The sequence below is a fragment of the Chromatium okenii genome, from assembly GCF_002958735.1.
Lineage (GTDB): Bacteria > Pseudomonadota > Gammaproteobacteria > Chromatiales > Chromatiaceae > Chromatium > Chromatium okenii_A.
Window position 1 is genome coordinate 20,979 of record NZ_PPGH01000035.1, and the last position, 12,594, is coordinate 33,572.

The 12,594-nt window shown below is 51.1% G+C and carries 13 protein-coding genes; 12 read left to right on the top strand and 1 reads right to left on the bottom strand.

From position 1 onward, the window contains the following. Positions 1-161: 161 nt before the first annotated feature. The 7 genes from CXB77_RS24580 to CXB77_RS08275 all read left to right on the top strand — a co-directional run bounded on the left by CXB77_RS24580 (position 162) and on the right by CXB77_RS08275 (position 6,249). Positions 162-356, top strand: a complete 195-nt coding sequence (locus tag CXB77_RS24580; protein WP_105073522.1) for an ORF6N domain-containing protein — start codon at positions 162-164, stop codon at positions 354-356. A gap of 274 nt (positions 357-630) precedes the next feature. Then, complete coding sequence (locus CXB77_RS08250) at positions 631-1,386, top strand: KilA-N domain-containing protein (RefSeq protein WP_105073523.1); 756 nt, start codon at positions 631-633, stop codon at positions 1,384-1,386. 121 nt (positions 1,387-1,507) lie between these two features. Continuing rightward, entirely contained in the window at positions 1,508-2,833 is a 1,326-nt protein-coding gene (locus tag CXB77_RS08255; protein WP_105073524.1) for a protein kinase domain-containing protein, read from the top strand. A 32-nt stretch (positions 2,834-2,865) separates the two neighbouring features. Next, positions 2,866-3,714, top strand: coding sequence for a DUF1566 domain-containing protein (locus CXB77_RS08260; protein WP_242445566.1), 849 nt, complete (start codon positions 2,866-2,868; stop codon positions 3,712-3,714). Positions 3,715-3,757: 43 nt separating this feature from the next. After that, the gene (locus tag CXB77_RS08265; RefSeq protein ID WP_105073525.1) at positions 3,758-4,459 is read left to right on the top strand and encodes a vWA domain-containing protein; all 702 of its coding nucleotides are present in this window, start codon (positions 3,758-3,760) and stop codon (positions 4,457-4,459) included. 4 nt (positions 4,460-4,463) lie between these two features. Continuing rightward, entirely contained in the window at positions 4,464-5,342 is an 879-nt protein-coding gene (locus CXB77_RS08270; RefSeq protein WP_172452601.1) for a PP2C family serine/threonine-protein phosphatase, read from the top strand. A 298-nt stretch (positions 5,343-5,640) separates the two neighbouring features. Beyond that, complete coding sequence (locus CXB77_RS08275; RefSeq protein ID WP_105073527.1) at positions 5,641-6,249, top strand: GIY-YIG nuclease family protein; 609 nt, start codon at positions 5,641-5,643, stop codon at positions 6,247-6,249. 167 nt (positions 6,250-6,416) lie between these two features. Here CXB77_RS08275 and rsmI read toward each other — a convergent pair whose 3' ends face one another. Then, positions 6,417-7,331: a 16S rRNA (cytidine(1402)-2'-O)-methyltransferase gene (rsmI, locus tag CXB77_RS08280; RefSeq protein WP_431520716.1), complete on the bottom strand. Its 915-nt coding sequence runs from the start codon at positions 7,329-7,331 to the stop codon at positions 6,417-6,419. A gap of 50 nt (positions 7,332-7,381) precedes the next feature. Here rsmI and CXB77_RS08285 point away from each other — a divergent pair, with 50 nt between their 5' ends. From CXB77_RS08285 to CXB77_RS21605, 5 genes are read left to right on the top strand one after another with little or no spacing between them, the layout of a single operon-like run. Continuing rightward, positions 7,382-8,842, top strand: a complete 1,461-nt coding sequence (locus tag CXB77_RS08285) for a penicillin-binding protein activator (protein ID WP_277949379.1) — start codon at positions 7,382-7,384, stop codon at positions 8,840-8,842. Then, entirely contained in the window at positions 8,815-9,189 is a 375-nt protein-coding gene (locus CXB77_RS23035; RefSeq protein WP_277949395.1) for a penicillin-binding protein activator, read from the top strand. Before CXB77_RS08285 ends, CXB77_RS23035 begins: the two co-directional genes overlap by 28 nt. A gap of 51 nt (positions 9,190-9,240) precedes the next feature. Beyond that, positions 9,241-10,209, top strand: a complete 969-nt coding sequence (locus CXB77_RS21595; protein WP_242445567.1) for a PAS domain-containing protein — start codon at positions 9,241-9,243, stop codon at positions 10,207-10,209. After that, positions 10,193-11,317: a GAF domain-containing protein gene (locus tag CXB77_RS21600; RefSeq protein ID WP_242445568.1), complete on the top strand. Its 1,125-nt coding sequence runs from the start codon at positions 10,193-10,195 to the stop codon at positions 11,315-11,317. Before CXB77_RS21595 ends, CXB77_RS21600 begins: the two co-directional genes overlap by 17 nt. After that, positions 11,302-12,588: a putative bifunctional diguanylate cyclase/phosphodiesterase gene (locus CXB77_RS21605; RefSeq protein ID WP_242445655.1), complete on the top strand. Its 1,287-nt coding sequence runs from the start codon at positions 11,302-11,304 to the stop codon at positions 12,586-12,588. The genes CXB77_RS21600 and CXB77_RS21605 overlap by 16 nt, the downstream gene beginning before the upstream one ends. Positions 12,589-12,594 lie beyond the last annotated feature (6 nt).

Below are 12,594 nucleotides of genomic sequence, written 5' to 3' on the forward strand. Positions count from 1 at the left end.
CGAACGGTTATGATCAACGGAGCCGATCGGGAGTGTGCGAATAACTAGTTTAAGCTAGAAATAACCACGCGGTGACTTAGAGCCGTTTTGTTCCTCCTGGTCGACCCAAGCCTTTATTTGGGGAATCCCTTTGCAACAAAGCAAATCTAAGAGACTCCATTATGGAAACCTGCAACACTCTATCCGCAGTTCGTGTCAACTCGATCGAAGTTAATCCAATCACCTATCGCGGTCAGCGCGTTTTAACACTCGCTCAGATTGATAAAATTTATGAGCGCCCCATAGGAACAGCCAGCCGCAACTTCCGAGAAAATAAATCTCGCATTTTATTAAGGTGCTGCTGCGTTTTTAATTAAATAAATGCTTAATTAAAATTATTATTTGACATCGCCGCTCAATTCGTGTTTTTATTTGTTGTAAGAGGTGTAAGACCCTCGACTACAGGCGGAAACGCCCCCGACAGACAGGCGGTATTTTTTTGCCCACCGGTTTTCGATTGCGCTGGTTGGGAGTGTGGTGAATATAAAACCGATGCAAATCGAGAATAGCCACACGGTACCTGTAGCCGTCTTACACTCCCGACCGGCGTAGTCTTTACGCCCTTTTGTAAGAAAAAGGCAGGTGAATACGATGGAAACTAACAACACGCTCCCCGTTATTGCCGGAGTAGAAATTCCGGTCGATTCTGAAGGTCGTTACAACCTCAACGCACTGCATCGCGCCAGCGGCGAAGGTCAGAATAAAGCACCCGGGCAATGGCTACGCACCAAACAAGCACAAGAGTTTGTTTCTGCTGTAGAAAAAGAAACTATGCAAATCTGCATAGTTTCCGTAGAAGGACGCAACGGTGGCACATTTGCCCACGAACTTGTCGCTGTTGAATACGCTGGTTGGATCAGCCCATCATTCCGCATTAAAGTCAATCAGACCTTCATTGACTATCGCAACGGCAAATTACAGCCCACCACGATCACCGATCCAATCATTGCTGCGCTGGTGCACGGTTTAATGGAGATTGACGGAATTAAACAGCAGCAGGTGGTGATTGTGCGCAAAACCGAGCAGCTTGAATCCCGCGTGGAACAGGTTGAATTGCAACATCGCAATGGTGTTCCGCAAGGTTATTTATCTCGATCTCAGGCGCATGTATTACACGGCATCGGTTTATCCTCAGAAGTATTTCATCTCGCGTTACATCAACTTGAAGTGCCGACCACGCCGTATATTCATCATGCTGAAGATGGCAATGACGTTGCGACTTTTGCTTATTTGGAGAGCGATATTGCCGATGCAGTGCGAACATTTCTGAATGATGCGATTCAGGTCACGCGCTGCATGTGTGAATCGCCATTATTGAATGGCAGACGCTTTCGCTATTCTAAATAGCCACTCACACACGCAACAGCATTAATAGGAATGGCGTTGATTTTGTGAAGCAACGCCATTTTTATTTGAGCTCGGTTGGGTTATTATTTACACATGTTCATTCATTTTGAGGTTATTACAGATGCACCAACTACTCAAACTCGGTTCCACTGTACACACGGTTTCTGGTCATGCCTGTACGATTAAAGATTTTATTGGCGGCGGCGGACAAGGCGAAGTATATCGCGCTGATTTAGATGGTAAAGAATTGGCGTTGAAATGGTATTTTTCCGAGCAGGCAACGCCCGCGCAGAAGATTAATTTAGAGGCGTTGATTCGCGCCGGTGCGCCCAGTGCGCAATTTCTTTGGCCGATGGATTTGGTGTTAGACAATTATGCTACTGCGTCCGGGTTTGGTTACATCATGCCGCTGCGCGAGCCGCGTTTTAAGGGCATTGTTGATTTAATGAAGCGACGGATTGAGCCTTCATTTTATGCGCTATCGACTGCCAGTTTGCAGTTGGCGCAGGCGTTTTTAGAACTCCACGCCAAAGGGTTATGTTATCGGGATATTTCCTTTGGAAATGTGTTTTTTGATCCCAATAGCGGCGATATTCAAATCTGTGATAATGATAATGTGGCAATTGATGACGGCATGGCGATCAGTGGCGTTTTAGGAACGCCGCGGTTTATTGCGCCAGAAATCGTGCGCGGTGCGGCAGTGCCGAGTACGCAAACGGATTTATTTTCGTTGTCGGTGTTGTTGTTTTATTTGCTGCATATTCATCATCCGCTTGAAGGTCAGCGCGAGGCAGATATTAAATGCTTTGATCTTCCGGCAATGACGCAGCTTTATGGCATCAATCCGTTGTTTATTTTCGATCCTACGAATAAAGCAAATTATCCGGTGCGCGGTATTCACGACAACGCTTTGGAATACTGGCCGATGTATCCGACTTTTTTACGCAATCGGTTTATTCAAGCGTTTACGGGTGGTTTGCACGATCCGCAGGCACGCATTCGGGAAAGTGAATGGCGGGCAACTTTAATGCAGATGCGCGATTCTATTCTGTATTGTGGCAGTTGTGGGGCGGAAAACTTTTATGATGTTGAGGCGTTGCGGAATAATAACGGGCAGCCGTATCCCTGTTGGTCTTGTCAGCGCAATTTAACGCTGCCATTTCGATTGCGTGTAGGGCGTGAGATTGTGATGTTGAATCACGATACCAAACTATTTCCGCATCATATTGATCCGCAACAGCGTTATGATTTATCGCAATCGGTGGCTGAAATGCAGCAGCATCCGCAACAGAAAAATGTTTGGGGATTAAAGAATCTGTCAGACGCAAAATGGGTGGTGACTATGCCAGATGGTGTCGTCCGCGATGTGGAGCCGGGGCGCAGTGTGTCATTGGTGAGCGGAGTAAAAATTCAGTTTGGTCATCAAGAAGGGGAGATTCGGTTTTAATAACGAGGAGAATTAACGAGGAGAATAAAACCATGCACGATGAACCCCGTAAAAAGCTCTGTGAATTGATCTTGAATTATGGACATCCTTTATGCAACGATTCGCAGCGTTGTGAGGCACTCTTAAAAGATTCTTGTGGTCAATATCGCAAAGAGATTTTTGTATTAACCACCGCTTTGAAGAATAAAGTTACGGATGAATTATTGAAAAATTCCGCTGGAATTCCGCCCACTTTATTATCAGCGCGTTTAATTAAACGGCTAGAAGATGATGCGGCGTTAAATTCAGAAGCAGCGCACTGGGCGGTAGAATCGTGGATGTTGGCGTTGGACATTATTACGCAACCTTTACCAAACACAACTTCAGCATCGCAAATTACTACTGCGGCTGTAGAGACAATTTTGTTGGGAAATCGTTATTTATACAACAATGATGCTACAGTAACCGATTTAATAACTGACTTACAATGGATGCGGTTTTCATTAGGGCAAAAATGGGAAAACGGAACTTGTGTTGGCGAAGCTAAAACATATACTTGGGAGGAAGCAAAACAAGCGGCAGAACTAATCAATAAACATGGTGGTTATGCCGGTTATCAAGATTGGCGACTACCAACAATTGATGAATTAAAATCGTTGGTTTATTGTTCCAGTGGTCAACCTAAAACTTGGAACGATACTGGCAAAGAATGTGAGGGCGATTATGCGAATCCAACCATCGATTCAGGAGCTTTTCCGAATACACCAAGTTCGTGGTTTTGGTCCGTTGCTTACGGCACGAACTACGCATGGCACGTGTATTTTTACGATGGCTACGCCCACTACATCAGTCGGTTCAGCAGCTACCCCCACCGCGTCCGGCTCGTCCGCAGCGGACAGTGATTTTGATCCTTTTGATTTTTAGTTTTTTATTCAGGAGTGTTGTATGGCAAAACGTCCCGGTGGTGAATTAGCAACCCGCCCGCTGCATTTCATTTGGATTGCGGATTGTTCTGGCTCAATGTCGATTGATGGCAAAATTCAGGCGCTCAATAATGCAATCCGCGAATCATTGCCGCACATGCGCAGCGTTGCCGATGAAAATCCCAATGCGGAAGTATTAGTACGCGCATTGGCATTTTCTAGCGGTGCGCAATGGCATGTCTCACAACCGACGCCAGTTGATGAATTCAAATGGAATAATTTAGCAGCCGATGGTGTGACTGATTTAGGACGCGCATTAACTATGTTGGCGGAACAATTGCGGATTCCACCAATGACTGATCGCGCTTTACCGCCGGTGCTGGTGCTTATTTCTGACGGTGAACCAACTGATGAGTTTACGCATGGGCTGCAAATGTTAATGGCAGAACCTTGGGGTAAAAAAGCGGTGCGCATTGCGATTGCAATTGGAGAAGATGCCAATCTCGACGTATTGCAAAAGTTCATTGGTCATTCTGAAATCAAACCGCTGCAAGCCAATAACCCCGAGGCGCTGGTGCGGCATATCAAATGGGTTTCGACAGCTGTGCTCAAATCCGCCTCCGCGCCCGCCAGCCAAGTCACCGGTTTGCCCCCTGATCAGAACGTGCCGATTCCCACGCCGCCGAGCGCCGCCTATCCGCAAGCGGCTGATGATGTGTGGTGATGTTGTGAGCGATTTTTGCGCCCCAGAGTGGCAGTTACTCCGCGCCAGCGTGCGGGGCGCTGCGCATCACCGCAGCGGTCAACCCAATCAAGACGCGGCGCGGCGCTTCCAGTTGGCGGGGCAGGCACAAATGCTCGCGCTGGCGGATGGGCACGGCAGCACCAAGAGCTTTCGCAGTCAATGCGGAGCGCGGTTGGCGGTGCTGGCGGCGCAACAGGTGTGCAAGCATCTGGTTGAATTTGAACATCTTTCGCAGTGCAAACACTGGGCGGAAGAGCAATTGCCGGTGGCGGTGGTGCGGCAGTGGCAGGAACGGGTGGAACGGCGGCTGGCGCGGCAACCGTTCACCGCTGCGGAATTGGCACCGCTCAATGATGCAGCGCGGCGGCAATTAGAAAACCAGCCATTGATTGCTTATGGTTCGACCTTATTGGCGGTGATTGTTGCGCCCAAATTTATTCTATATCTGCAATTGGGCGATGGGGATTTGCTCACGATGACAACAGAAGGAAACATCGTGCGCCCATTTGCTAAAGATGCGCGATTGATTGCGAATGAAACGACGTCGTTGTGCTCAGAAAAAGCGTGGAATGAAATGCAAATTTGCTTTCAACCCTTAGCTGGCGCTCCGCCGACATTGATTTTAATGGCGACCGATGGTTATGCGAACTCTTACCGCGACGAGGAGAGTTTTCAACAAGTGGCGCGAGAGTATTGGGAATTGTTGCGCGGCACAGATCAAGCAGCCGTGAAACCTTATTTGCGCGACTGGTTAAATGACATCTCACAGCATGGCAGCGGCGATGATATTAGTTTGGGGCTAATCTGGCGCGATGAAACGATGCAGTTTTTAATTGATATGCGTTCAGAATCGGGTTGTTAAAAATGCTGCTTCAATTCCTTAATTGAATTGCAGTAGGATTATCGCTTGACGCTGCTGCTCTATCTATGTTTTTATTTGTTGTAAGAGGCGTCGAACCCTCGTAAAGCGGATTCCGCACCCGTCAGACATGCGGTGTTTTTGCCCAACGGTTTCAAGATTTTTTAATCGCTGGGAGTGTGGTAAATATCTGAATAATCAGTAATAACCACGCGGTTCTTTACGCCGTTTCGACCCTCCCGACCGTCCAAGTCTTATTTGGATAAATCAATTGTGTCGAAGCAAATGTAAAGAGACCATCATGGAAACCAACAACACTCTCACCCTCACGCCAATCAACGGCGAACTCCGTATTCGTGACATTGATCTAGCCGAACGGCTTGGGTTCGCTGATCCGCGCATGATCCGTAAGCTCATTAAGAGCAACAAAGAAAAACTCAGTGAATTCAGTGTTCTTAAAGTCGCTACGAAAAACTTCGGCGACCAAGGTGGACGCCCTGCGACAGAATACTACTTGGATCAGAATCAGGCGATTTTCATCTGCATGAAATCAGAGACCGACAATGCAAAATCGGTCCAGATTGAAATTGTGAAGATATTTTCATCACATTTACAGTTGTTAGATGTCCTTCGTGCTTTAGATGAGTTTGAAGTCCCTGACGATTTGCCGAATATGTACGTTTATGCCATTAAGGAAAAGAGTACCGGAAACATCAAGCTAGGTATCAGCAGAGACCCTAAATCTAGGTTAAGACAACTACAAACAGGCAATTCCAGCGAGCTTGAACTAATAGCTTATCGTAAAGCTGAGAATAGATTTCAAGATGAGAAAGACCTTCAGCAATTGGCTACTGATTATCATATTCGTGGGGAATGGTTTTCTCCTTCTGCATTAGAAGTAATGCAATAAAAGGCAATGCTGGAACCGAGTAGATAATTTGACTAAAAGCGATATTGCCGAGGCAGTGCGAACATTTCTGGAGGATGCGATTCAGGTCACGCGCTGCATGTGTGAATCGCCATTATTGAATGGCAGACACTTTCGTTATTTTAAAGCGTAGATAACCCGGTGATCTCTTACTGATGTCGCGCCGCAGTGCGATTTTTATTACGGTGCTGCGGCGAGATAAAACGAGTACTGAATAAACTTTTATTCGTCCAATGCAAGTCCCAATTTATACAACAGATTCTTTTTAATTCCCGTGATTTGCACTGTTGCATCGACTGCCTGACGCAGCGGTAAATGCGCCAGCAAAATTTCAATACTCGCGCTGCTTCAATCATCTTGGCATCGTTCGCCGGCGCCCGACCTTCCATCACCATCACCAATTCGCCGCGCTGTTGATCGGGATCGCTCGCCACTCGCGCCCTCAGTTCCTCCGCCGATCCACTCAAAAACGTCTCAAACCGTTTCGTCATTTCCCGCGCCAGCACCACGCGCCGTTCGCCCAACACCGCACCAATATCTGCCAGCGTTTCCAGCACCCGTTTGGCGCTTTCATAAATAATCAGCGTTCCCGGCTCCTCGGCTACTGCGGCGAGCCACGTCCGCCGCTGCGCACTGGTGCGCGGCGGAAAACCCAAAAATAAAAACCGATCGGTCGGCAACCCAGCCGCTGACAGCGCACAAATTGCCGCACACGCACCCGGCACTGGAACTACCGCCAGCCCGCGTTCTCGCGCTGCGACCACAATGCGATACCCCGGATCACTCAACAACGGCGTTCCGGCATCAGACACCAGCGCCACCGTTTGCCCAGCTTCCAGCGCCGCGACCAAACGTGGCACTGCGCCAGCTTCATTGTGATCGTGATATGCCAACAATCGCGGCGCATTGATTCCGAAATGACTCAATAAATGGAGGGTTTCGCGGGTATCTTCCGCCGCAATCAGATCGACTTTTGCCAGCACCAATCGCGCCCGCTCCGTCATATCCGCCAGATTGCCGATTGGCGTTGCCACTACGTATAGTGTTCCGGGTTCCAGTGTCATTTTTTGCCTTCCGTTACTTACCCAACAGCCGCCACAGCGGAATAAAAATCATGTTAAAACATTATATTACTGCACGGCGTGCTGCCGTCGCTGTCTGGTTGAGCGCACTCTTAACCAGCGTCTTACTCACCGCTTGCAGCACCAATCCCAGCACACAACAGGCGCACTATCTCGCCCCCATTCCCGCAGCCAAACTCGAACGCGCTGCTGCCCTTGAAACACAAGGCAAATCCGCTGACGCAGCGGCGCTATATCTCAATTTAGCCAGCAAAGTGAGTGCGCCAGCGCGAACCCAATTACAACTCAACGCTGCTCGCGCCTATCTCAACGCCGGTCAAACCGCCGCTGCGCAGCAAACTCTCGACGCCATTGCTGCGCCTTCGCAGCTTCCCGCCGTGCAACAGGCACTGCTGCAACTCACGCAAGCAGATTTGGCGTTACTTGACGACCGCCCGCAAGACGCGATTGCGCTGCTTAAACGGCTAACAGTGTCGGCACTGTCGCCGGAACAGCAACGCCAGCGCCTCGGCAGTCTGGCGGCTGCGCAGCGTCTCAGTCATCAGCCGCTCGCAGCCGCGAAAACGTTAAGCGTTCTCAATCAACAACTTGATGATCCAAATGCGCGATTGCTCAATCAGGTATCGCTGATTTCCACGCTCAACCAACTCAGTGATGCCGAGCTGCAAAACATCGTTCACGACGGCGATGTGCGGCTAAAAGGCTGGGCAGAAATCGCCCAACTCGTCCGTGACGCTGGCGACAATCTTGCCGGATTGCCCAGCACCTATCGGCAATGGCGACAAACCCATCCGCGTCATGCGGCGCTGCCCGGGCTGGCGCGAGCTTACGTTGCCACACTTTCCGGCGGTTACGCACCCGGCGCTCAAGTCACCATCATGCTGCCGCGCAGTGGCTATTTTGCGGCGGCAGCTAAAGCCATTCGCGCTGGCATCACCGCTGCGTATCAAGCCGATGATCCGCAGCAGCGCCCAACGCTCACTTTTGTTGATAGCACGCAAGACAATCGTTTGCTCGCCATTCACGCCAAAGCCATTGCGGATGGCGTCGATTACGTCATCGGTCCGCTGCAAAAATCAGCGGTCGATGATTTGGCAGCGCAGCGCATGTTGACCGTGCCGACGCTGGCGCTCAATGAAACGACCCAAATTGATAAACGCGCCGACAATCTGTTTCAGTTTTCGCTGTCGCCCGAAAACGAAGCGGCAGAAATCGCCAATAAAGCCTACGCTCGTGGGCTGCGGCAGGCGCTGCTGTTGTATCCAAATGATGCGTGGGGCGAACGGCTGGCGCAGGCGTTTTTGCAAAAATGGGGCGCATTGGGTGGTGTCATGCGTGGGCAAGCGCGATATGCCACTGCCGAGCCTAACGCTGCGCCGCTCGGCAAATTGCTGGATGACAACGCCGCTGATCTGCTGTTTTTAGTGCGGCGACACCAGAAACAGCGCGTCAACTTTATCCCAGCATTCATCTTGCTGCGCCGCCGACACTGACGGTCATGGCGACTTCGCATGTTTACAGCGGGGATGCTGATCCGCAGCACAACGCCGCATTGGACGGACTCTGTTTTGTGGATATTCCGTGGATGCTGACCGCACATCAGAACGTCACGCATGGGCGAGTGGATGCGCTGGCGCGGCTGTATGCGATGGGCATAGATGCGTATCGACTGCTGCCGCGTTTGACGGGTTTGGCAAACAATCCCGGCGGCTATTATCCCGGACAAACCGGCGGACTGTCGGTTGATCAAGTGGGACGGATTCAGCGCCAGCTCCGCTCAATTGTTTCAGTGATGGCGGCGAGGTCATTCCCGCCCAATGATGCGATATTTCAGTCTTGAGAAAAGTTTAGCGATAATGTTTGGTTCTATTCACAACAGCCGCTGCCGCCTATGAATTTCCTCGACGCCATCGACATTCACAATACCCAGCAATTGGACGCGCTCTCTGGGGAACAACTGGATCAATTGCCATTTGGAAGTATTCGCGTCAATGCCGCTGGCGTCATTCTGTTTTACAGCCGCGCTCAAGCCAAACTGGTGAATCGAGAACCAACGGCAGTGCTCGGACGTAATTTTTTCTCCGAAGTTGCGCCCTGCACGGTAGTTCCAGAATTTTACGGACGCTTCCGCCAAGGAGTGCTCACCGGCAACTTGAATACAACGTTTGAATTCGTCTTTGATTTTGAAATGCACCCAGTGCAAGTGCGTATTCGTATGCGGGCATCGAATCGTGCTGGCGAATTTTGGATTCTCATTGAGCCGTTGCGCCAGCTCGCACCACGCAATGAAAACGTGGCTTATGAATTGATTGCTGGCAAATTCTGCGAATCAATTGCTGCGCTCTCCGCAGTTTCATTCGACTTTTCGCAATGCGATCGTGAGCCCATTGCCACCTGCGGCATGATTCAACCCTTTGGTTGTTTATTGGTACTTGATCCGCAAACCCTGTGCATTGATGCCTGCAGCGCCAATACCGCGATGTATTTGGGACAGGATCCCGGAACGCTGCTCGGTGCGCCAGTGAGCGAAGTTTTGACGGAATGTGATACTGATTTACACGCTTGTCTGAGCGCAACCGGCAGTGACGTTGATTTTTGTCCGTCATTTTTTCAAGCCGCCGCGACTGCCGATGCACAACTGCTGCTCGATGTTCGAGTGCACCGCTGGCGCGGACGCTTGCTGCTAGAAATGGAGCCGCATGGCGACATGGCGATGGATATCCGTCTGCGTGGTTTCGATGTGGAATCGTTCCAGCGCCGCCTGCGTACCAGCACCGATACGGCTGCCGTGTGTCACGAAGCAGTCACTGCGCTGCGTTATCTCACTGAATTTGAACGCGTCGTTGCTTATCGGTTTTGAACCGGAAGATGACGGCATCGTGATTGCGGAAAGTGTGTTGCCGGGCGCTTGGCCGCCAATTATCGGACTGCGCTATCCCGCCACCGATATTCCCCGTCAAGCGCGGGCGCTGTATCGGGAAACGCCGCTGCGTTATGCACCCAGCCGCGATCATCCAGACATACCGCTGTTGAGTCGCACTCTCGCCACTGACAGCATTGACATCGGCATCGCCCATTTACGTGCCCAGTCGCCAATTCATCGCAACTATTTGAAACGCTTCGCTGTGAACGGTTCGATGTCGCTGTCCATCATGGCGGAAGGGCGGTTGTGGGGATTGATTATCTTTCACCATCGCGCTCCGCATCCCGTGACGACCTACACGCGGCGGCGCTTAAACGAATTAGCGGGTTGTTTATCGGCGCGGCTGGCGCTGATCGAAGAACGCGACCGCAATCGTGCGACCGAGCAGGGCATGGCAGAAGTCAACGGCGTCGTCAGTGAAATCGACATCGAGCAGCCGTTTCCAGAGAATTTCATCGGCAAGGGGCAATTGCTGTGCGACCTCGTCGATGCCGACTTGGTGCAGATTTACCATCACAGCCAGCCGCTGTTTTTGGGACAAGACTGCAATTTGCCGGCTGAACATAACCAGAAACTGCTGGATTTTTTGCGCACTCATCCCGGTCCGCTGTGGTGCTCCGATTGTCTGTCCAGCGAGTTCGAGCCAGCGGCTGCCTATCCCGATCGGCTCGCTGGAGTCATGGCGATCTTCATCGACAATCGTCACGAAGATATTCTGCTGTTTGGGCGGCGGCGGATTAAATACACCGTCAACTGGGGCGCTGATCCTTCATCGCTGCCTTTTGCCAGCGACGACAACGAACCACAACCGTTTGGCTGGCCAAAACGCAATTTTCAAGTGTGGCAGGAAGAACGGACGCATCATGCTCGTCCGTGGTCGGCAGTCGCACAAGCCACTGGATTGGCACTGAAAAATCTGATTCAGCAGGTCATCGTCGCCAACGCTGCCATTTTGAGCGGTTGGCGCAATCGCTGGCGCGGCAACGCGATCAACTGCGTGATTCGCGTGAAGAAATGTGTCATCGCGCCATGCACGACAGCCTGACCGGATTGCCGAATCGGGCGCATTTCCGCGATGCACTGAATCACGCCATTGAAATCTGCCAGCGCGAAGGCACTGAATTTGCGGTGGCGCTGCTCGACATCGACCATTTCAAAACGATCAATGACACGCTCGGTCACGACAAAGGCGATGTGCTGTTGTGTGCGTTGGCGAATCGCATTACCGCCATTCTTCCGCAATCCGCGATGGTCGCTCGGTTGGGCGGCGATGAATTCGCGCTGATGCTGCCGCAACAGATGGACGTCGAACCACTCGATCAAGCCGAGCAATTGATCGAAGGCTTGCGGCGGTTGATCGTGATTGACGGCGATAATTTTTCCATTAGCTGCTCGCTCGGGCTGGCGCTGGGTTCCTGCGATTCCGAGCCCGGCGATCTACTGAAACAAGCCGATCTCGCGCTGTATCGCGCCAAAGAAGAAGGGCGCAATTGCGCTCGTCCGTTCGATAAACGTCTGGAATCACAGGCACATCAGCGATTGGAAATTGATCGCATTGTGCTGGGACGTTCGCCGATGGACGCGATTGAAATCGTGCTCCAGCCGCAAATCGCCATCTGCGCCGCACATCCGCATTGTCGTTTTGAAGTGTTATCGCGCTGGCGCACCAGTGATGGCGGTCTCATCATGCCCAACGATTTCATTCCCGCAGTGGAACGCAACGGCTTGATTCGTGCTGTCACTGCGGTTGTATTGCACCAATCTATTCGTCTGCTGCGCGAGCGACTTGAAAATCATGGTTCGGATATTCGGCTGGGCATCAATGTTTCCGCTGCCGATTTGGAAGAACGCAGCTTTGCACGGCGGCTGCTCGAAGACCTTCACGCTGCCGATGTGCCGCCAGATTTAATTGAAATTGAAATCACGGAGTCGATGCTGCTGCGCATGACCGCCAGCGTTAAAGCCTCGTTGAATACCTTGAATCGCGGCGGCATTCAGTTATCGCTGGATGATTTTGGGACGGGGTTTAGTTCGATGGTGTATCTGCGCGAGTTACCGATTTCCAGTTTGAAAATCGACCGTGATTTTATTCGTGGGATTGAAACGTCGCGTGATCGCAATCTCATTGCTGGAATGATTGCGATGGCACATTCCATTGGAAAAGAAGTGATTGCTGAGGGCATTGAAACACCGCAGCAGTTGGAATTGCTTAAAACGCTTGGTTGCGATTGGGGACAGGGTTATCTTTGGTCGCGTCCCATTCCACCCATACCGGCGTTGGCACAGTTTGCTGCGCCTATTCCTCCGCTGACATAAATCACA